Source organism: Mucilaginibacter lacusdianchii (genome assembly GCF_009770985.1).
Taxonomy (GTDB): Bacteria; Bacteroidota; Bacteroidia; order Sphingobacteriales; family Sphingobacteriaceae; genus Mucilaginibacter; species Mucilaginibacter lacusdianchii.
The window spans coordinates 373,277-394,737 of record NZ_WSRW01000003.1; the positions used below are offsets into that span (position 1 = coordinate 373,277).

Genomic DNA, 21,461 nt, shown 5'->3' on the forward strand with positions numbered 1-21,461 from the left:
GTATCACTATATCACATAATCGTAAAGCACCTGCCCTTAACCAGGCAGGTGCTTTTTTATTCTTTAATTTTTAATATCAAAGCATGGCTAAATCAAAAGCGTCATTTATGAAAAAAGAGCTGGAAAAGAAAAGGCTCAAAAAGAAAGAAGAAAAAGAACAGCGCAAACAAGAGCGTAAAGAGAATTCGGCGGGCGGCGATCTTGATAGTATGATGGCTTACGTTAACGAATTTGGTGAGATTGTATCAACACCCCCCGAAAAGATTGAAAAGAAGCCAGAATAATTATGTTGTTCGTTGCAAAAGCTTCAGCTTACTGTATCAGAGTTTTATATAAACAAAAAACGCCATTGCAAAGAGATTCAATCGTGCTTTGCAATGACGTATGGTACAGTATTAATTTAGCCTTTTAAAGGCTGTATTACTTTATCATTACCCCAGGTTTGTTCAGCACCGGCAGGCGTATAAAGTTTGACTCCACTATGCTTTCAGGCAAAAAGATAAACTTTTTGTCGTATATGTCCCGCCCAATATAATAGCTCAGCCAGTATTCGTTATTCAAGCCAAATGTCTGCTCGTCGATGGGCTCAATCAAAGCTGATGCATTGGCTTCAACTAAAGGTATCATATGGCGCAGGGTAGAAGTTTTAACTTGTTCTCCATCTTTTTCACCATAGCCCTTTGAGGTTACAAGAACGTTTTCAATAGGGTGGTCTTTTAAGTTGACGAGGTATACATACCAAATTTTGCTTTCTGCACTTTCTTTTTCCAAAGCAACCGCAATGGCAACGTCCTCAACAATATTTTCGGGCAAATCTTTTTTCATAATGTAAAAACGCCTGTTTTTAGCAGGCGCGATGTAGTATTATTTCTTTTTAACAGCTTTTTTTGCAGCCGGTTTTGCCGGTGTTTTTGCTGCTGTTTTGGCGTTTCTGCCAAATCCCTTCTTCGCATCTTTAGGCATGGCATCGGCTAAGGCTTTGCACTGCTCGTAAGTAAGCGTTTGTGGGTCGGTAACGTCTTTCGGTATCTTGACATTTAACTTGCCAAACTCGATATAAGGTCCCCAGCGACCGTTTAATATTTTAACTTCCGGGTCTTCGTCAAAAGTTTTAATCAGCTTCTCTGCGTCTTTTTTACGTTTCTCTTCAATAATTTCGATAGCCTGCTGTTCGGTAACGCTCATTGGGTCTACACCTTTAGACAGCGAATAAAAGCTGCTGTTGTGCCTAATGTATGGACCAAACTTGCCAATAGCTACAGTCATCTCCTTGTCTTCAAACAAACCGACCTTTTTAGGCAATTTAAAGAGTTCTAAAGCATCTTCTAACGAAATAGTCTCAATCATCTGCCCAGCACGTAAGCTGGCGTATAAGGGCTTCTCTTCGCTTTCTGCGTCGCCAATCTGAACAAATGGACCGAAGCGTCCTATGCGTACGGACATCTTCTTACCGGTTTCAGGGTGCACACCCAAGTCGCGCTCACCACGTGCTTTATCAGCCGTTTGGATCGTGCTTTCTACACCCTCATGGAAAGGATCGTAGAAATTGCGGATCATTTTAGTCCAGTCCTTTAAGCCTTGCGCTATCTCGTCAAACTCTTTTTCAACGTTGGCTGTAAAGTGATAATCTACAATGCCTTTAAAATGCTGAACCAAAAAGTCGTTCACTACAGCGCCAATATCCGTCGGGAACAGTTTGCCGCGCTCGGCACCGGTGTTCTCCGATTTTTGCTCTTGCTTTATCTCTCCGCTTTTTAAGGTCAATACCTGGTAGTTGCGATTCTTTCCTTCACGATCCTCCTTCACCACATAACCGCGGTTTTGCACCGTGGAAATAGTTGGAGCATAAGTGGAAGGACGGCCAATACCCAATTCCTCCAGTTTTTTAACCAAGCTGGCTTCTGTATAGCGGGCAGGAGGGCGGGAGTAACGCTCAGTGGCACTCATTTCCTGCAATGTTAATTGCTGCCCTTTGGCCAATGGCGGCAAAATAGCATTGTCGCCATCCTGATTGTTATCATCATCGTCGTCATTCGATTCGAGGTAAACTTTCAGAAAGCCGTCAAACTTCATCACCTCACCATTAGCAACTAAGTCTTCCTGGCGGGCAGATATATCAATCTTGGCAGTAGTTTTTTCAAACTGCGCCTCGCTCATCTGTGAGGCAATAGCCCTTTTCCAAATCAATTCATACAAGCGTTTTTCGGCGTTATCGCCGTCAACAGTATGCTCATTGAAGTAGGTTGGGCGGATAGCCTCGTGCGCTTCCTGAGCGCTAGCCGATTTAGTTTTGTATTTTCTTTGCTGATGATAGCGTTCGCCATATGCTGAGTTAATTTGCTGAGCAGCAGCTTGTAAAGCTGTGTCAGATAAATTAACACTATCTGTACGCATGTATGTTATTTTACCCGACTCGTACAACTTTTGTGCTACAGACATCGTACGTGATACTGAAAAGCCAAGCTTACGGCTGGCTTCCTGCTGTAAGGTAGAAGTGGTAAACGGTGCAGCGGGCGAGCGTTTGGTTGGTCGAGTATCTAGTGATTTAACAATGAACTCAGCCCCGATACAATCTTTTAAAAACTGCTCAGCATCTTCCTGTTTTGTAAAGCGTTCTGGAAGTTCGGCCTTGAACGCTTCACGTCCTTTGCCAAATATAGCGACAATACGAAATGCAGCTTCAGCTTTAAATTTATTAATCTCGCGTTCGCGTTCAACAATCAGGCGTACAGCTACTGACTGGACACGGCCAGCCGAAAGGGAAGGTTTTACCTTTTTCCACAGAACCGGCGATAGTTCAAAACCTACAATACGGTCTAACACCCGGCGGGCTTGCTGAGCATTCACTAAATTGTAATCTATTTTTCTTGGATTTTCGATAGCCCGCAAAATGGCCGGCTTCGTAATCTCATGAAAAACGATGCGCTTAGTTTTATTTTCTTTCAGACCTAAAGTATCAAATAAGTGCCAGGAGATCGCTTCACCCTCCCGGTCCTCATCGGAAGCTAGCCAAACAGTTTCTGCTTCTTTAGCTAATTTTTTTAATTCGCTTACTATCTGCTTTTTATCTGCTGGTACCTCGTATTTTTGTTCAAAGTTATTAGCTAAATCTATAGCATCTTCCGACTTGATCAGGTCTCGGATATGTCCGTAACTTGACTTTACCGTGAAGTCTTTTCCAAGATAACCTTCAATGGTTTTGGCTTTCGCCGGGGACTCAACTATGAGTAAGTTTTTCGCCATTAACGCTTAATTTTCTGCAAATAAAACACAAAGAATGTGAATCACAAATTCGCACGCTTTATAATTTATATCTTTCTAACATTAAAAACAATGATTTGTTCGGACCCTTAAGCCCAGCAGTCAGGATATTGACTACATCAAAAAGCCACCGCCCAGCAGATCATTCCCTTCATAAAACACAGCTGATTGCCCAGGTGCAATGCCCGATACATGGTGATGAAAATCAACCTTCATGTTCTCACCCATTTGCACAATAGTACTTTCAGAACCTGCGTCTTTATAACGTATTTTTGTAACGGCTTGTATAGGTTCGTTAATGTTTTCGTATTTAACCAGGTTTAAATTACGTACCCAAGCTTCCTTGCGTTGTAATTCATCAGCAATTCCTAAAACAACGGTGTTAGTAGCGGCATCGATACGGGTTACAAACATAGGTTGGCCTAAAGCAATACCTAAGCCTTTACGCTGACCAATAGTATAAAAAGGATAACCTTGATGTTTGCCTACTACAGTGCCATCAGTAAGTACAAAGTTTCCCGGACCAACACGTTGATCCAAGTCTTCTACCTTATGGCGTAAAAAGGCGCGGTAGTCGTTATCGGGCACAAAGCATATCTCATAACTTTCACTCTTGCCAGCCAGTTCAACCTGGCCGTAGTCTAACGCCATCTGGCGTATTTCAGCTTTGGTAAAACTGCCTAAAGGAAATTTAGTGCGTGCCAGGTTTTGTTGTGATACTCCCCAAAGTACGTAAGACTGATCTTTGTTTTCATCGCGACCTTTCGACACTACATAGCGGCCATTATCTTGTAAGCGAATATTGGCATAATGGCCGGTGGCGATAAATTCACAATCTAGCTTATCAGCACGTTTTAACAGGGCTTCCCATTTGATGTGCGTATTGCAAAGCACGCATGGGTTAGGCGTACGGCCCGCTAAGTATTCGTCAATAAAATTGTCAATTACAAAGTTGCCAAACTCGTTACGAATGTCCAGAATGTAATGCGGAAAGCCATAACCTACAGCCAAAGCGCGGGCATCATTGATGCTATCTAAACTGCAACAACCTGTTTCTTTAGAATTGGTACCTGATGAGGCATAGTCCCAAGTTTTCATAGTAAGGCCAATCACCTCATAGCCCTGCTCATGCAGCATAATTGCTGCTACCGAACTATCCACACCACCACTCATGGCTACTAATATTCTACCGTGCTTACTCATGATTTTACAAAGATAAGCTTTTATGCACTGGTGGTGAAAAAGTGATGGTCAGACTTAGGTAAAAGATAGTTTAAAATTAACAATTGCGGTTAACTATAGGTTAACTGCAATTGTTAATCAGTAGGTTGTAATGGTTAAGTAATTGGTTTGGTTAGATCGTCTGTTTATTTTCTGTTCAATTATTTTATATAAACCGTCTTAATATTTAGAAACTCATGAATGCCAAACATGCCTAATTCGCGACCATAGCCCGACTCTTTAATGCCTCCAAATGGCAACCTTGGATCGGACTTAACAAGAGAATTTACAAAGCACGACCCGGCTTCTAACTGGGTAGCCGCAATGCGTTCACCTCGTTTAATATCTTGTGTAAACACTGCCCCTCCTAAGCCGAACTGACTATTGTTGGCAATCTCTAAAGCTTCAGTTTCATCTTTTGCAACAATGATAGAAGCTACGGGGCCAAACAACTCTTCATCAAAAGCTGGCATACCTTTTTTAACGTTAGTAAGAATTGTTGGTGGGTAATAAGCGTTATTGCCTTCCGGAATCTGGCCACCCAAAATACATTGTGCACCTACCTCTATTGATTTTTGTACCTGCTCATGTAAACCATCCCGCAAATCAACTCGGGCCTGTGGTCCAACCTCCGTTTCTTTATCTAACGGATCGCCCATGCGTTTGCCTTTCATCTTTTCCAACATCAGTTGGGTGAACTGCTCGGCAACCTCTTTTATCACAATAAAACGTTTGGCAGCAATGCAGCTTTGTCCGCTGTTTATTAAACGGCTATCTACGCAGGTGCGTGACGCATGTTCTAAATCGGCGTCTTCCAGCACCAGGTAAGCATCGCTGCCACCTAATTCAAGCACTGTCTTTTTGATGAGTGATCCTGCCTTGGCCGCAACTTTTTGTCCGGCCTGAGTACTGCCAGTTAAGGTCACTGCTTTGATAAGCGGATTTTCGATAATGGCGTCAACCTCACTGCTGCCTACCAGTAAGGTTTGGAACACGTGCTTGGGAAACCCAGCTTGCTTTACTACATCTTCAATAGCCAGCGCACAGCCTGGTACATTAGAGGCATGTTTAAGTACGCCGCAGTTTCCGGCTGCTAAAGCCGGTGCTAAAAAGCGGAACACCTGCCACAGTGGAAAATTCCAGGGCATGATAGCCAGCACTACACCGATAGGCTGGAAGGTGACATAGCTTTTTTGCGCATCCGACTCAATTACCTGATCTTTTAAAAAGCCGGCAGCGTTTGCAGCATAGTATTCACATACTGACGCACATTTTTCAACCTCGCTAATGCCTTGGCTAACGGGTTTGCCCATTTCTAATGCCATAAGTTCGGCTAATTGGCTTTGTTGCTGGCGCAATACTGCTGCCATTTGGTTGAGCATGGCTGAGCGGTCAGTCGGCTCTGACAAGCGCCACTGCGTCCAGGCTTGATGTGTTTGTTGAATTTTAGCGCTCGCCTCTTCGGCGGTATGTGCAACATAAGTTTTGATGCTCTGTCCGGTAGCCGGATTTATACTGGTAATGGCCATTTTTAATAAAAAGTAAAAAGTGATTTTAAATTGTTTAGGGCGTTTTTTGCTCAAAATCGCATTCAATGCGTTTTTGAATAAAAAATACCTGCTGTGATAATAACCGTTGAAAAGGGAAAAGGAGTTAAATAACTGTAAACTTTAAGTTATTTTCTTAAAAAATGCTGGAGTTTGATGAAGAAAATATATCACAAAACTTCACACATTGATTTTTTTACAAAAGTGCAAGAAGGGGTTGCACGCATCGTTAGGGCCACTATATTTGGATTTATACCCTAATATAATATGAACATCAGTAAATTAACTTTAGAGCAAAAACTGCAAGGTGTGATTCTACTAATCATCACTTGTGTAGCTTTTATCAACTATGTGTTGTAGCAGTACACTTGTTGATTTAAATATTGATTAAACCGGCGCTATTTTTTAGCGAAATCATGGCCCCAGTTTTTAAGAGAGTAGTTCCAGTTGGTTTCAGAAACATCACCATCTGGCTTTTGTGCCGAATGGCGCTTAATGTAACCCACTACTTTTTGCATATGCTTATAGTCGGCTTCATTGAGGTCGACTTTTTTCTTGTGTAGAATCTCGATGATTTTCTCGCCCGACTTGTGACCAACCGATTCACCGTCGCCGCTATCCCAGCCAACTGATTTTGATTCATCTGTTTTTAGCCATTTTTCAAGCGCTGAAGCGGGCATATTTACCAGTTCTTTGAACTCTTGATAAATCTCTTTTTCGTGCTGTTCATCCAAATGCTTATCCATGCCTTATTTGCTTTGGTAGGATAAACAGTAGTTAAATCGTTTTGTTAGATATGATTTAATTCTTGAATGGTGTAAACCTGCTACCGATTGTAAATTTGATAAGTGCCAACTACGTGGCGTTCTTCGGGCAAGCCAACCAATACGGTTGCAATTTTTTTATCCATCATTAATTGTTCGGCTTTATGGATAAATTCATCTTCCGACACAATAACCGGATTGCGGGTCATCATATCTGCTGGTTTGAGGCTTGATGTGTCCGGATGGCGCAATAAGGCCCTTCGCAAGTCGCCGTCGGTAATGATGCCTTCCACATGCGCTGCGTTGCCCACCATCACCATACCTAAGCGACCTTCAGACATGCGCAGCAAAATTTCGGTGAAGTTTGCATCCGAATCAATAAACGGCAAGTTGTCCGTACGCATCAGGTCTTTTACTTTAACCAGTAGTTTTCTTCCCAAACTGCCACCCGGATGGAACCGTGCAAAATCTTCTGACTGAAACTCCCGTGCTTCCATCAGCGCTACGGCCAAAGCATCACCCATCACCAGCGTAGCGGTAGTAGATGAAGTTGGTGCCAGTTTAAGTGGACAAGCCTCATGGGTGATATGCACGTTAAGGTGGAAGTCTGTATTTTTGGCAATGGTAGATTGCGGGTTGCCGGTGATACTGATAGTCGTGTTCTTATTCCATTTTAAGAAAGGGATGATTTTGATAAGCTCGTCAGTTTCGCCCGAGTAGGAGATAAGCACTACCAAATCCTCAGCACCTACCATACCTAAGTCGCCATGAAAGGCTTCGCCGGGGTGCATAAAAAAGCTTGACGTTCCGGTGCTGGCTAGTGTTGCCGAAATTTTTCGGCCAATCAGTCCCGATTTACCGGCGCCCGATATAACCAGTTTGCCTTTGCACTGCAAAATAGCTTCTACACACAGCGTAAACTGCTGGTCTAAAACGTTAGCAACTTCTTGTAAAGATTCTATCTCGTCTTTAAATACTCTTTTAGCGATGTCTTGCATTGGGGGCGTTCTCGGTTGTCCGTTGTGTGTTGTCTGTGTTTTTTATGTATTAAGTCACATAGCTGACAACTCGCAACAGACAATTAAATCAACGGTTGTATTACTCGGTCTAAATCTTGTAGTTTAACCATGTTGGGGCCGTCGCTTAGGGCATTGTCTGGGTCAGGGTGAATTTCCATGAAATATCCGTTGGCACCAAATGCTTTAGCGGCAAGAGCCATCATGGGCACAAAGGTACGGTCGCCGCCGGTTTTGCCACCCGCGCCACCCGGGCGTTGTACTGAGTGAGTGCAATCCATACAAACCGGGTAGCCAAAGGCCTTCATATCATAAATGTTTCTGAAATCTACCGCCAAATTATTGTATCCGTACATATTACCCCGTTCGGTTAAAATAATTTGTTTGTTGCCGGCTTCTATTACCTTTTGGGCCGGATAAAACATATCCTGGCCTGATAGAAATTGTGCCTTTTTTACGTTTACTATTTTGCCGGTTTCAGCAGCGGCAACCAGTAAGTCGGTTTGGCGGCATAAAAAGGCGGGTATCTGTAAAATATCTACTACCTGTGCGGCTATGGCTGCCTGAGAGCTTTCGTGAATGTCAGTTGTTACAGGCAGGTTAAAACGGTCTTTTACCTTTTGTAGCATTTCTAAGCCTTTTTCTATACCCGGACCACGGTAAGAGTGAATAGACGTGCGGTTGGCTTTGTCAAATGATGACTTAAAAATCACAGGTACTTGATATTGTTCACCCACGCGTGCCACTTGTTCGGCCACCTGGTATAGCAATTCCTGATTTTCCATCACACACGGGCCCAAAATAAAAAAGGGCTTGCTTTGCATTTGTTCAAAAAGCATAATCATCAATAATTTGCAAATATGCTAAATATTATGATTCATTCTTTGCAATGTAATACGAACGAATTGTAATTTTTTAGCCAGTTTTCAATAGCTACACACTAATGCTTAAGGCCATCCCATAATGCTTTAAATGGGTTCTTTCTATATCGTACGTTGTCTTTATATAATTTCCGGTAACATTGCAAATATAAGTCGGCATGCTTAGACATCAAGTATGTCATCATTCGCAGGTACCTTTCCTGTTGCTGAAATTCACTTGAATGTGAGGTGTTGTTAATTCTATAGTAAAACAGTTCAGAATCTATAAAATGCATTTTCCAACCAGCCTTCACTATTCGTATCCATAAATCGTAGTCTTCATGACCTACTTCCGGGTGTTCATCAAAGCCTCCTATTTCATCAATAGCTTTTTTCCTCACTATCGCACATAAATCGATATAATTACCTGCTAGCAACTTATTTAAGTCAAAGGCTGCTGTAACGAAACGAGGCTTTGTAGTTGCGCCAAAAAATATGGGTTTGCCATAAATTACGCCAATATCCTGATTTGCATCTAATGCCGCTATTCCTTTGATGATATAATCAGGCCTGATTTTATTATCGCTGTCTAAAAATAATATATAACGACCTTTTGCCGCTTTTAAACCAACGTTTCGGGCGACAGCCTGACCTTTGTTTTCCTGATGAATCACCCGGCAACCGTCTTGTCCCAGCTTTTCAAGCAACAGTGTTGCCTCGGGCTGAGTAGAGCCATCGTTAATAATGATGATCTCATATACTTCTTTGTTAGGGTAAAGCCACACACTTTCTACCGCCTCCATTATGGTTTCAGATGCGTTGTAAAAGGGGATTATAACGGATACAATGGGATTCATTGATTTAAATTTTTATCCATGCAGGTAGCTGAATTTGTATTTTAGCGTTTATGTGCGCTGGCTTAACCCATTGGTGCGGAGCTATCACAATTTTATTTGGACTACGGTTTAAATAAGCACCCCACCAGCTAAAAGAACTATTGGCAATAATGTGGTGCCTGCACTTGCTCATTGCATCCAGTTCCAAATAATCTTTCGAACCGTTATCAATATCTACAAAATAAACGTCGTTATTTAATTTTAAATTTTTCCTGGCCCAGTCCAAATCATCAGAAAAAACATAATAATTAGGCGCTTTCACTTGCTCATTAATGTAAGCTATCGCTTTATCATAATAAGTAAGAGGTAGTACCCCTAGCAAATCGAATGCATTTGGGTCACTTATATAATCTCCCCGCCTGATATGTATGGAAACAGCGTTATCGTCGGCCTTGAGCATATCAAAAATCGGGTAGTTATTTCTTTCTTGCTCATTTTTTAACGTAAGCTCGTCAAATATACGGTCATCAATATGCTCAAAATACCTATGATGCTGCCAATAACCATCCAGATAAATATTCGAATTTGCTGAGTAAAGAGAAGGTTCATATACCCACGGTTCGAGTTCTTTAAAATAGCGCTTGCCATGGCGGGGCTTAAGTCGTTGTATTTTTCGATATAACCGGGCGCGCAATGACTTGCTTTTCAAAACATAAAAAAAGTTATCCAATTCTTGTTGCGTTGCAACCTCAGCTTTAATATTGTAATGGCTTAATTTAAAATTACGAAGCTCCTGTGTTTCATAAAACGATACATCCAACTTCAAAGGAACATGCCTTAAGTAAGATAATTGCCTGGATACTGCATATTGGAAAAGCTGGTTACCCAAACCGCTTATTAACTTGCTATAAATCATTACTGGCTAGTTTATACCTAACTTTTTTAAGATGATATTTAATAAAGAGGGCTTGGAGTTGATTTTTTTTACAATCTCCACATGATTAGGAAAGTGCTTAGTTGATATGTATAAGTGATCGCCTTGCATACCCGTTACACAGTTCTTCGCTAATACAAAGTTATGTTGTTGCATAAAGTCCTGAACATCGTTAACCAAGGGCTGGTTTTTATATAAGTGTACAGTAGATACTTCGAGCCAAATGGCCTTGATGTGTTGTAAATAATCAGCTGCGCCTTCAAGCACCATCAATTCTGCGCCCTGTACATCCATATGTATAAAATCAATTTCAATGATATGATGATTGGTGCAAAACGTTTTAAGGGTTTGTGTTTCTACTAAGATTTGCTCATTGAAACTAATGAAATCTGCCAATTCCTTATGTTTGTCGGGAGGTAACAATGAATTGGATTTGTTTCCGTAATCCCAGTCTGTCTCAGTTGCATGTTCCGGTCGGCCGCTGGATACATGAAACTCTGTTGTTCCGTTGATGGAGGAGAGCGCTAATTGATGAACGGAAACGTTATGCGCCTGATATTTGGCAATATTACTGCGTATATATTCAACGTTTTTTGGTAAAGGCTCAAGGGCATACACTTTTGCGTGAGGGAACAAGCGTGCATACCTCATGCTGTCTTCACCTTCGCATGCACCAATTTCAAATATAGTTAGTGGGCTGCCTGTTTTGAAAAGCATTTTAAGCTCTTTTTCAATTGCTATAGGCTCTATAATATAAGTTGCTCTATCAAAACTCATCTGTGTAAGGCTGCACGTAAGGTATTATTAACAGAAATAAAATTTGAATATATATAAAAATTGCCGTCCTTTTGGCATTATTAAATCAAATCTTTGATTTTTCAGTTATACGTTATGACCATTAGCTATTTCGAATTTTACGATATCCCAGAATCTTTTAACGTTGATGCTGCAGCGTTAAAGAAAAAGTTTTATGCATTAAGTAAAGAGTATCACCCCGATTTTTTTGCCAATGAAGATGAGGCCCGCCAGCAGGAAATACTGGAGATATCTACCATCAATAATAAAGCTTATCAAACGCTGTCCGATCCGGCCAAGCGGTTAGAATACATTCTTCGGCAGCATGATTTGGTATCGGAAGGGGCCAAGCCGCAGCTGCCGGCCGAATTTTTAATGGAAATGATGGACATCAACGAGCGCCTGATGGAGGTAGATGATGCCCAACAACTGGCAGAAATTACTACCGAAGTATTAGAAGTTGAAAATAATTTGAACAGCGAACTGTTAGCTTTAACGGCTGATTATGAGACGTTAAATAATACCGCTAAAGAAAATAGACTGAATTCGATAGCAGATATTTACTACAGACAGAAATATTTGTTGCGAATTAAAGAGAGTTTAGCTACATTTGCATCCCGCTTCTGAAGGAACGGGACAGGCCCAGATGGCGGAATCGGTAGACGCGCTGGTCTCAAACACCTGTGGCCGCAAGGCCGTGCCGGTTCGACCCCGGCTCTGGGTACTACTTTAAAAGCCGCTAACTTTATGAGTTAGCGGCTTTTTTATTTGTTTCAATTGTAGGTTTGATGGAAGTTCAGAGCGCGCTTGATTTGCCAATAGTTACTTACTTGTTGGCAGCCGTGCTAACTGTACTCCGATCCTGCACAAACTTTATCCGCAACCATTTCCGAACCGGCTCATCATACCATTTTAGTACGGCATAGGCCAAAACAATTGCACCTATTAAAATCAGCAACGCATAAGGCCAAGCCTGCATAATGGTTATGCCTTTATGATTGCTGATCCAGGCAACATAAAAATAGACCAGCGGGTAATGTACCAGATAAAGCGGATAAGATATGTCGCCTAAAAATTTGCATATTCTGTTCTCTCTTTGCGTTTGTATCACGCCACTGGCACCCAGGTATACGATAAGCGGAAAAACGATAATAATGCAAACAGATTCATAAATGCCATTCATCCAAACACGTTCAGCACCACCAATACGCGGCATATAAAGTGCAATAATTACTAAAAGGCTGCACCATAAAAAGGCATTCCTAATTTGAGTAGGCTTTGCTGTACGCGAGAGTAACAGACCGGCAAAGAATGGGTATATGGTGCGTGTTAAACCAATGCGTACCTGTTCTACATTTAGTGTCCAGCCACCGCTAACATCGCCGTTTGTGATGGCCAGGTGCGCAAGTGCAATAGCTGCTATACCCACTAAAATACTTAATGCCGTTTTGGAAAACTTCCTGATCCAGACAGCATAAAGAACGTTGGCTAAGTATTCAAAAAACAATGACCATCCTACGCTATTCAAAGGGTGCATCTCTTCCCATCCACGTATATCCAGCGATAAGGGTACAGGCAGGATGGTATAACCGATCAGCATCACCAGCAACATTTTCCAGACAGGAATGGTGTGGATGAGTGGCCATAGCGTAGAATCCGTGAAGTAGAATCCGATAGCACCGAGGGTCATCCCTAAAACTACCATTGGTTGAAGACGTTCGATACGGCGTTTGAAAAAATTGCCAACCGTCATCTTACGCCAGCGATCATCATAAGCATAGCCGATTACAAAACCAGATAATAAAAAGAAAAAATCGACTGCCAGATAGCCGTGATTGACCAGTATATCCAGGTGCCCAGTTCCTAATGGCTCGGTTAAGTGAAAGGTGACAACGATAATGGCTGCAACACCGCGAAGGCCATCTAATATGGGATAGTGTGGCTTAGTGGCCAGCTCATTATTCAGGTCAATTCTCATCTAATAGGTTGTAAAAACAGCAATTTGCAAAAAATAGCCAACATTTAAATATCTAGCCAAATTTTCCATAATCAGTTGATGATTATCGTTCAATCCTGTTTGATGAAGTATGAGGTTTTGAAAGTGCGATTGTAATTGAAAAATTGAGTAGCCAGTTGCTTAAATTAGTATAAGTTTTAAAAGGGGATTTCTACCAATCGAAATTAATACAGGCGCAAAAACGTTTATGTCGTCAAGCTTTTTGTGCTAAGTATCTGACCAGCCTTGGTAAAATATTCTTAATTTTCGCTCTCGAAACCAAATTATACCATTATGAGTCGTTTAAAATTTTTTGCAGCACTTGTGGCCCTGCAATTATGTTTTGCTGCTACTACTTTAGCACAAAAGCAGTTCAAAGTGTTATTAGTGACCACAACCCGGGGCTGGCACCACGAGTCGGTGCACGCGGGTGTACTGGCAATACAGCAATTAGGTGTGCGCAATTATTTCGATGTAGTGTTATGGGAAGATCCGGGCGGTTTCACTGATAAATATTTGCAGCAGTTTCAGGCGGTTATCTTTTTAAACACTACCGGCGATATTTTTAATGAGGAGCAGCAAAAGGTGATGGAGCGATTTATACAGTCGGGTAAGGGCTATGTTGGTATTCATAGTGCATCAGATACAGAGTACGATTGGGAATGGTACAATAAATTGGTTGGCCGTATGTTTAAGATACATCCTGCCGTACAAACCGCCAAAATGAAAGTGCTGGACGCCAAATTTCCAGGTTTGCAAGGCTTTGCAGACGGCCGGTTGTGGACAGAAGAGTGGTATGAATTTGGCCCGGAAAAGGTGTCCGATTTAAATTATGTTTTAGGCGTGGATGAATCCACCTACAACCCTAAAACAGATTGGGGAGCAAGGGGAAAAGGTGAGGGGATGGGCAAACTGCATCCTTTAGCCTGGTATCATAATTTTGATGGAGGCAGAGCATTTTACACGGCACTGGGGCATGTGCCAAGCAACTTTAGCGAGCCAGCTTTTATGAACCATTTGTATGCAGGGATACTTTGGGCTGCTACAGGGAAGAAATAAGGATTTGCATTTATAAGAATTCATGATAATAAAAAAGGCCCATGTATATACATAGGCCCTTTTTATTATTGCAGATTACCATCCAATACCATAATCTTCGCCATGATTACTGGAGCCACCCCAAAGGCTGCCATGTTTCCAATCAAAGTAAACAGCATTGATAGGGCCGCTTGTACGATCAGCGAAGCTTAAATTGTAACCCATCTTTTTTAATTCGTTGCGTACAGATTCGGGCGTATTGCTGTTAAGCAAAATTTGACCAGGCTTCGGTTCGCGGTCGGCCATTTTAGTGCCGCCTAAAGACAGCCACAACTGATTTGTATTAAAATTGGCCGCCTCTGTAGCCTTTTGTACCGGCATGCCGAATTCGACTATATTCAAGAAGAATTGCAACAGGTTTTGATCTTGCGTATCGCCACCCTGCACGGCGGCTGACAGAAAAGGTCTGCCATCCTTTAGAAACAGGGAAGGAGAAAGCGTAACCCGCGGACGTTTACCAGGCGCAACCACGTTAAAAGGGTTCAAAGTAGAATCGAGCACAAAGCTTTGCATACGCTGACTCATGCCAATACCTGTATTGCCTGCGATACAAGCCGGCAACCAGCCGCCACTTGGTGTGATGGATACCACCCAACCTTCTTTGTCTGCCGCTTCAACTGATGTAGTGCCGCGCCACAAACGGTCGTGATACAAGTCTTCGGATGTATGGCTCATACCTAAATCATGTCGGGGAGCAAAGTTTCGTTTGGTGGTATCCAGCTCAAATCCCCTTTTCTTCAGCAGGTCAATATAGGGGTTCATTTTTCCTTCAAAAGGATATGGGTTGCCCGGACCAATCTTCGGATCATTTTTGTCGAACTGTATCAACGCTGAACGCTGTTTGGCATAGTCCTTACTTAACAGCCCCTGAATGGGTTCGCGCGGGGTGGCATATGAGTCGCCATAATAAAAATCGCGGTCGGCAAAAGCAAGGTTCATGGCCTGGTAAACCGTATGAATGTATTTGGTGCTATTGTAACCCATGCTTTTTAAATCAAAATTTTCCAGGATGTTTAGTGCCTGTAGCATTACCGGGCCTTGTGTCCATTGTTGAAGTTTGTATACATCTATACCTTTGTAATTTACTTTCAGCGGCTCTTCTTCAATTGGTTTCCAATTAGCTAAATCTTGCAGCGTAATTAGTCCGCCTTGTTCCTGGCAGCCGCGCACAAATTCACGCGCAATATCGCCCTTATAAAACCGATTATAAGCCGCCATGAGCGCTTGCTTACGTGATCTGCCTTCTTTAAGAGCCGTCTGTTCAGCATCCACCATTTTGGTTAAAGTTGCTAGCAGGTCTTTTTGCGCAAATATTTCTCCGGGTTCAGGCGCTTCACGTTTCTCGCCCGGATGCGTTAAAAATACCTTTTTGCTGTAAGGCCACTGTTTCAGCATTTCTTTATCACGTTCCATTGTATTGGCGGCCTGTGCTTCAATGGCATAACCTGCCGCCATATGCATGGCGGGTGCCAGCACCTGTTTTAAACTCATGGTGCCATAGTTCATGAGCATATAAATAAGGCCGCCAGGTGTGCCAGGCGTAGTAGCCGCCAGCGGACCGTACTCGGGCGGAAAATTGTAGCCTTTATTCTTAAAATATTGTACTGTAGCACCGGTTGGCGCAAAGCCCATAGCGTTTATGGCAATTACCTTTTTAGTTTTCGGATCGTAAATTAAGGCCTGAGTTTCGCCACCCCAACTTAAGGTATCCCACATGGTGCATGCAGCGGCCAGCATAGCACAAGCTGCATCTACAGCATTGCCGCCTTGTTGAAAAATCATGGACCCGGCGGTAGCCGCCATGGGCTTACCCGTTATGGCCATCCAGTTACTGCCATACAGCATTGGCTTTTGCGTTGGCTGTGCTGACAATGATAATGTAAAACAAATAGAAATAAGTAATGCCGATAACCGTTTCATGTTCCTAATTTATCATAAAGTCACATAAAAGTTGGTCAACAGGGATAAAATCAACCTCAAGTCAGGCAAGATTTATCTTTTTTACAAATAAAGAATCTCATTTAGCCACAACCCAATAGACATTTAGTAGACACCCACGCAATGATTACCGATAGATGTTGTATAATAAAGATATAAATAGTACGTTTGAGAACAAGTAAGCAACTCGCTTACTATTGTGATAAGGTTTAGGTTGAAAGCCCCCAAACAGCGAGTGTAAGGGGGCTTTTTTTATGCGGTTTAATGTTGTGAATTTTTAAATTTAATAAGCTATTGCCATTTTCACACAAAAACCACATATTTGCACCGCAAAACACTTGCGGGGTTCCGTAGCTCAGCTGGATAGAGCAACTGCCTTCTAAGCAGTAGGTCTTTGGTTCGAATCCAAACGGAATCACTTTAAAAAGCCTTCCCATGATGAATGAGGGGGGCTTTTTTGGTTTTAAGCCTATCCATGAAGGTCATGGAAATCATCAGTTTGTTTGTGCATTGTTTGTACACTGTTTGTACAATCACAGCGACCATAAAATCAAAATTATGGTTTATTACAAAGTTGTCCTTGACAACAGAAGGCCAAAAGCAGATGGCATTTACCCAGTAGTTATCCGGTTAACTTTTAATCGTAAGATGACAACATTCTCTTCAGGAGTTAGAATTCACGAGAACCAATGGAATGGAAAGGTGTCGCAAGTATTTCCCTCCAATGCTAACTTTCAATTGTTAAATAAGAGGATTACAGAATTCTATCTTAAGGTTCAGAAGCTCGTTTTGGAGTTAGATGCTGAACAACTGTTTTCTTTTGAAGCTTTAAAGGAACGATTGCAAGACGGTTTTAAAGCACCTGTAATATCTAAGTCAAGCGTGTTCAAAGAGTTTGCAGATAAGCTTGTAGAGGATTTGATTTCAATTAATAAAGCAGGAAACGCAATGGTGTATAAAGTTGCTATTAACCGCTTTAACAAGTATGTTAAGAATCCAAAACTTAAGTTTGTTGATATTAATTACAATTTATTAGAAAGTTTTAAACGTCAACTTATAAAGGATGGTGTCAAACAGAATACCATTAGTAATTACTTTCGAACAATACGGGCTATTTACAACAAAGCCATTAAGGCGAAATTAGTTGATCGTTCACATTACCCTTTCTTGGATATTCCTATAAAAACCGAACGAACAGCGAAGAGAGCTATCAGTATTGACGACCTAGTTGCAGTTTCACAAAAAGCTCTCCAACCAAAATCCCAGGAATGGCATTCACGCAATTACTTCTTTTTGAGTTTTTCTTTAATAGGTATGTCATTTACAGACCTTGCTTACCTTACATCTAGTAATATAAAGAAGGGTAGATTGATATATAAAAGAAGGAAGACAGGAAAGGAATTGAGCATCAAATTGCATCCTTATACAGAGAAGCTATTTAGTTATTACAAGGGATCTAGCTCCAAGTACCTTTTACCAATACTACCAGCTGATATTGTGGAGGATAGTATGAAAGCTAAGTCATTACTTATGTCTAAAATCAAACAGGTCAATAAATACTTAAATAGAATCCTCGAAGATAGTGATATTGAGTTAACAACATATGTAGCTAGACACTCTTGGGCAACAACAGCTAAACGTCTCGGTTATGCGATAGAGATTATCGCTGAAGCAATGGGGCATGAGCATGGTAACCGCATTACTAATATTTACCTTGATAGCTTTGATCAGTCTTTAATTGACGAAGTAAATGAAAGAGTAGTTAAGCTGATAGAATAAGGCACTTATAAAAGGATAGCGGAGTGTGATAGCTTCGCTATCTTTGCATTATGTTATACTTTAATCTTTATCCAGATTATGAGATATTAAGCAAGTATGTTCGCTTCAATCAAACATTTGAGCAACTTGTCAACGAAGCGGATCAAGGTTACCCGATAGTCGTCGATTACTTTGATACTGATGATAAAATTGATCGTGTGCAAAAGACATTTAGAAAGCTGCTAGTTGATAATAAGCTAGAGGCCCATTATGACAATTTGTTATTGTTAAGCCTAATACTAATAAATCAACATCAGTCGTTCATAACAGCAGCCAACGATTACTACCAGATTCAAATCGCAAAAAAAGAGATAAGAAAGTTCCTGTCCACTTGTAACAAAAATGGGATAGCCTTATCCGTAAAAAAACCTAATGGCAAATCAGATAAAATTAATAATAAGCCTGTAATTGAGTGGATAGGTAAATTAATTCAAGAGGCTATTGACAATAACAACATGCCACGTAGCATCTCTGGTCATTTAGGGTTCTCTGCTATTCCAAACTATATATTTAACATTAACGCGCCAACTCTAGACTCTTTTATTAAACAGAATGATACAAGATTCATATCAGAGTTTTGTATAACCGTTTGCACATACTTGAATAGCGAAACCACTTTGCAGAGTTCAATAAATGGCGACTTTGACCATGCTCAATTAACATTTGTTTATCATTTGATGGTTATGTTGAATCTATTGAAGGATAAAGTGTTTCAACTTGGGTCAACTGTTGAGCATTATGATTATCAGCCTCACAAATACATTAGATCTACGCTCAACCAATACAAAAAAAAGTTGAAACTTGACGGAAAGAAATTGAAGAATCCTAATTAAATACCTTTCCTCGTCAGGTTATTACTTACAAGTAGTTTTAAAAACTCAAAGGCAATAAAGTCTTTGTTAAACTATTTAATTTATGGAAAAATGGCGTGAAAGGCGATCTAAAGCTTCTCAAAATGGAGACATTAAGACGCTGTCTACTGCTGCCTTCTTGGGTAAAGATGGTAGTACTCCCTATGTCAAACCTGAAGAGTTGTTAGCCTTTAATGACAATGGGCGCATTGCTGACATCGAAGGGATGGCAACTTTATTTAATCTTATAAAAGGTCGACATCAAATTATTATCAACCGTAAAGATGGTAAAGACAAGGCTGGCAAGGCTTACAAGTATCAGCCGTTTAATAACGGTGGTATGGCCGATGGTGCTAAAGTTGTTCTGATAAGCAGAATGGCAGACTTCTTCAATGATCTTTATAGCAAGAAGGTCATTACAGAATTTACCTATGATGAGCTTTTAGAAGAAGCTGAGAGAGCTTAGTTCCATTTCTACCCGGCAGCAATTCAGTTGCCGGGTTCTTTAAACAACTATTTTATTAATCTACCTGACATAGCATGTTACTGCTCTGTGTAGGACAACTATTTTATTATGAAATCAAAAACAATTTCAATAAGCAAAGATCAAAAGATTAGTCACCTTAAATTCTTCAAAATGTTTGGCATAATTGCCAACGCTATCTATAACAAGACCATTCCAGGCTGTGGGTTTACCCGCTTCGCCATCGAATTCTTCTTACATCATCTAATCTGTATTCTACCGAATGTTCCAGTGATAGAGGGTAAAGTTCGCAAGCACAATGAAAAACACCCTGATGATAAAATATTAGGTGTCTACAAGGGTATTGATGTTGAGGACATTAAAACCTATTTAAGATCAGATGTACAATACAAGAAAATCTTAACCACACCAGAAGGATTTCTTTATAAAGTGCTATTGGCATTTGACGATTTAACCGTAATGAGAAGTTTATTCTTTTTATTGTTTGATGAAAGTGAGCGCATTGTTACCGATGTGTCTTATCGCGGCGATATCGCGGCACCTATCGACGAGTTTTTTAAGTTTAACAACAAGGCTTTAGTTTCTGCTACAACACTACCGTTCACAGATGAACGGTTCAAAGACTTTGAACACTACGTAATTGAACCCGACTATGACTATAGCCAACCATTAACATTGATTACAACAAACAATGTAGCAGCATCGGTCAGAAATCACTTAAATAACTTAGACAGTGAGCATGTTTGCATATTTATTAATTCAACCAATGGTATCAAAGCAATTGCTGAGAATATTGGCCTTGAAGCGGAAAGCAAAGCCTTTTGTGCAGAAGAAAGTGTAGCCTCTCTTGCTATCAAGAAATACAAGCATGCCAGTAGTCGCTTTAATACAAAAGACATGGTTAGATACAACTTTTTTACAAGCCGTTACTTTAGTGCTGTAGATATAGAACTTGATTACAAACCCGATATAGTCCTCGTGACAGATGTGATTTTTGCAGATCACAGCATATTAGACCCACATACCGAAGTCATACAAATAGCAGGTAGGTTTAGGAACGGAATAAACAGTATAACTCATATTACAAACTTTGACTCTAAGTTACAAGCTAAGAGTGAATCAGAAGCATTAAGTTTCTTGCATGGAAGATTTGAAGCATACGAAGACTTTGTTCAAGCTCATGCAATAGCAATCAATCCGGGCAGCAAGTTTGAATTTGAAATAGCTATAAAAAACTCGAAAGCTAATGCATTTTATACTGACGGCAAACTTAATCAGTTCATGATAGACAATTATCTTTATGAAGAGCGGGTTAAGGGCTATTACCAAAATGCCGAGCAGTTGAAAGCAGCTTACGCAGAGGTTAGTAAACATTTTGTAATTACTCATAAGCCTGAGAATTATAATATTGGTGATAGCGACTTGCGAATGTTATCCAGCAGGCAGACACTTAAAGAGAAATACAAAGTAGTTGCAGAACTTTTAGACAAGAATACGTCAAGAAACGACCACTTCGTGTTTGGCAAAGAGGATTTTGTTAACAAGATAGCGGCTAAATACCCGAAAATTACACAAGCTTTTCATATAATCGGCTTAACGGGGCTTGAAGCAACTGGCTACATCATGAGCGCAATAGAAGACGCTGTAAAAGAAGCTAAAGAGCGTAAGGAGATCGAACGGTTAGCACCATATGTTTATGCGTTCACAAGTGAATTTGGAACTTTTGAAGAAACCTACTTATTAACGCAATTCACTTTATTATACAGCAACAACGGTATTGTAAGGAAGCCTCATGCAGCAGATATAATGAAATATTATGTTGTGTATAGAAGCTCAAGGCACGGTATTAAGGTTTACAAAACACAATTGAAACGTTTTTCTCATATCGACGCTTTTCAATCCAGCGGATCTTAATATTTAGCTTTTATAGAGGTAAGTAATTCTTTGGATTGACTGTCCTTCAATTAATCTATCAATCCTTAATTAATTAATTAATTGCTTTTATAGAGGGTATAGAAATCGTGGATTGTTAAGAAGGCTGC

19 protein-coding genes and 2 tRNA genes are annotated in these 21,461 nt (G+C 40.8%); 9 read left to right on the top strand and 12 right to left on the bottom strand.

Annotation, left to right across the window (positions count from 1 at the left end; translation table 11 throughout):
* Positions 1-83 precede the first annotated feature (83 nt).
* Complete coding sequence (locus GPM24_RS15000) at positions 84-284, top strand: hypothetical protein (RefSeq protein WP_158827625.1); 201 nt, start codon at positions 84-86, stop codon at positions 282-284.
* A 136-nt stretch (positions 285-420) separates the two neighbouring features.
* Here the strand turns inward: GPM24_RS15000 and GPM24_RS15005 are convergent, their stop codons facing one another.
* From GPM24_RS15005 to GPM24_RS15050, 10 genes are all read right to left on the bottom strand, one after another.
* Positions 421-825 carry a hypothetical protein gene (locus GPM24_RS15005; RefSeq protein WP_158827627.1) on the bottom strand — a complete coding sequence of 135 codons (405 nt, stop codon included), beginning with the start codon at positions 823-825 and terminating at the stop codon, positions 421-423.
* Positions 826-864: 39 nt separating this feature from the next.
* A complete protein-coding gene (gene topA / locus GPM24_RS15010) occupies positions 865-3,243 on the bottom strand; it encodes a type I DNA topoisomerase (protein WP_158827629.1) in 2,379 nt (792 codons plus the stop codon).
* A 132-nt stretch (positions 3,244-3,375) separates the two neighbouring features.
* Positions 3,376-4,464 carry a tRNA 2-thiouridine(34) synthase MnmA gene (gene mnmA, locus GPM24_RS15015; protein ID WP_158827631.1) on the bottom strand — a complete coding sequence of 363 codons (1,089 nt, stop codon included), beginning with the start codon at positions 4,462-4,464 and terminating at the stop codon, positions 3,376-3,378.
* Between the two features lie 179 nt (positions 4,465-4,643).
* Entirely contained in the window at positions 4,644-6,011 is a 1,368-nt protein-coding gene (locus tag GPM24_RS15020; RefSeq protein WP_158827633.1) for an NAD-dependent succinate-semialdehyde dehydrogenase, read from the bottom strand.
* 416 nt (positions 6,012-6,427) lie between these two features.
* Positions 6,428-6,775 carry a DUF3140 domain-containing protein gene (locus tag GPM24_RS15025; RefSeq protein WP_233268872.1) on the bottom strand — a complete coding sequence of 116 codons (348 nt, stop codon included), beginning with the start codon at positions 6,773-6,775 and terminating at the stop codon, positions 6,428-6,430.
* 80 nt (positions 6,776-6,855) lie between these two features.
* On the bottom strand, positions 6,856-7,791 hold the full coding sequence (locus GPM24_RS15030) for a KpsF/GutQ family sugar-phosphate isomerase (RefSeq protein WP_158827635.1): 936 nt from the start codon (positions 7,789-7,791) through the stop codon (positions 6,856-6,858).
* An 83-nt stretch (positions 7,792-7,874) separates the two neighbouring features.
* Positions 7,875-8,648: a 3-deoxy-8-phosphooctulonate synthase gene (gene kdsA, locus GPM24_RS15035; RefSeq protein WP_158827637.1), complete on the bottom strand. Its 774-nt coding sequence runs from the start codon at positions 8,646-8,648 to the stop codon at positions 7,875-7,877.
* A 101-nt stretch (positions 8,649-8,749) separates the two neighbouring features.
* Positions 8,750-9,526 carry a glycosyltransferase family 2 protein gene (locus GPM24_RS15040; protein ID WP_158827639.1) on the bottom strand — a complete coding sequence of 259 codons (777 nt, stop codon included), beginning with the start codon at positions 9,524-9,526 and terminating at the stop codon, positions 8,750-8,752.
* A 4-nt stretch (positions 9,527-9,530) separates the two neighbouring features.
* Positions 9,531-10,421 carry an alpha-1,2-fucosyltransferase gene (locus GPM24_RS15045; RefSeq protein ID WP_158827641.1) on the bottom strand — a complete coding sequence of 297 codons (891 nt, stop codon included), beginning with the start codon at positions 10,419-10,421 and terminating at the stop codon, positions 9,531-9,533.
* Between the two features lie 6 nt (positions 10,422-10,427).
* Positions 10,428-11,216 (bottom strand): FkbM family methyltransferase, encoded by a 789-nt coding sequence (locus GPM24_RS15050; protein ID WP_158827643.1) that lies wholly within the window; start codon positions 11,214-11,216, stop codon positions 10,428-10,430.
* A 114-nt stretch (positions 11,217-11,330) separates the two neighbouring features.
* On the opposite strand from GPM24_RS15050, the gene hscB reads away from it, so the two are divergent.
* Complete coding sequence (gene hscB, locus GPM24_RS15055; RefSeq protein WP_158827645.1) at positions 11,331-11,861, top strand: Fe-S protein assembly co-chaperone HscB; 531 nt, start codon at positions 11,331-11,333, stop codon at positions 11,859-11,861.
* 13 nt (positions 11,862-11,874) lie between these two features.
* A tRNA-Leu gene (locus GPM24_RS15060) sits at positions 11,875-11,958 on the top strand.
* A gap of 102 nt (positions 11,959-12,060) precedes the next feature.
* On the opposite strand, the gene GPM24_RS15065 is transcribed toward GPM24_RS15060, so the two are convergent.
* Positions 12,061-13,212, bottom strand: a complete 1,152-nt coding sequence (locus GPM24_RS15065) for an acyltransferase family protein (RefSeq protein WP_158827647.1) — start codon at positions 13,210-13,212, stop codon at positions 12,061-12,063.
* Positions 13,213-13,524: 312 nt separating this feature from the next.
* On the opposite strand from GPM24_RS15065, the gene GPM24_RS15070 reads away from it, so the two are divergent.
* Complete coding sequence (locus GPM24_RS15070; RefSeq protein WP_158827649.1) at positions 13,525-14,289, top strand: ThuA domain-containing protein; 765 nt, start codon at positions 13,525-13,527, stop codon at positions 14,287-14,289.
* A 75-nt stretch (positions 14,290-14,364) separates the two neighbouring features.
* Here GPM24_RS15070 and GPM24_RS15075 read toward each other — a convergent pair whose 3' ends face one another.
* Entirely contained in the window at positions 14,365-16,248 is a 1,884-nt protein-coding gene (locus tag GPM24_RS15075) for a gamma-glutamyltransferase family protein (protein WP_158827651.1), read from the bottom strand.
* Between the two features lie 362 nt (positions 16,249-16,610).
* On the opposite strand from GPM24_RS15075, the gene GPM24_RS15080 reads away from it, so the two are divergent.
* The 5 genes from GPM24_RS15080 to GPM24_RS15100 all read left to right on the top strand — a co-directional run bounded on the left by GPM24_RS15080 (position 16,611) and on the right by GPM24_RS15100 (position 21,333).
* Positions 16,611-16,684, top strand: a tRNA-Arg gene (locus tag GPM24_RS15080).
* Positions 16,685-16,701: 17 nt separating this feature from the next.
* On the top strand, positions 16,702-18,045 hold the full coding sequence (locus tag GPM24_RS15085; protein ID WP_158827653.1) for a site-specific integrase: 1,344 nt from the start codon (positions 16,702-16,704) through the stop codon (positions 18,043-18,045).
* A gap of 50 nt (positions 18,046-18,095) precedes the next feature.
* Positions 18,096-18,917 carry a hypothetical protein gene (locus GPM24_RS15090; protein WP_158827655.1) on the top strand — a complete coding sequence of 274 codons (822 nt, stop codon included), beginning with the start codon at positions 18,096-18,098 and terminating at the stop codon, positions 18,915-18,917.
* Between the two features lie 82 nt (positions 18,918-18,999).
* The gene (locus GPM24_RS15095) at positions 19,000-19,401 is read left to right on the top strand and encodes a protein kinase family protein (RefSeq protein ID WP_158827657.1); all 402 of its coding nucleotides are present in this window, start codon (positions 19,000-19,002) and stop codon (positions 19,399-19,401) included.
* 108 nt (positions 19,402-19,509) lie between these two features.
* Positions 19,510-21,333 carry a hypothetical protein gene (locus tag GPM24_RS15100; RefSeq protein ID WP_158827659.1) on the top strand — a complete coding sequence of 608 codons (1,824 nt, stop codon included), beginning with the start codon at positions 19,510-19,512 and terminating at the stop codon, positions 21,331-21,333.
* Positions 21,334-21,461 lie beyond the last annotated feature (128 nt).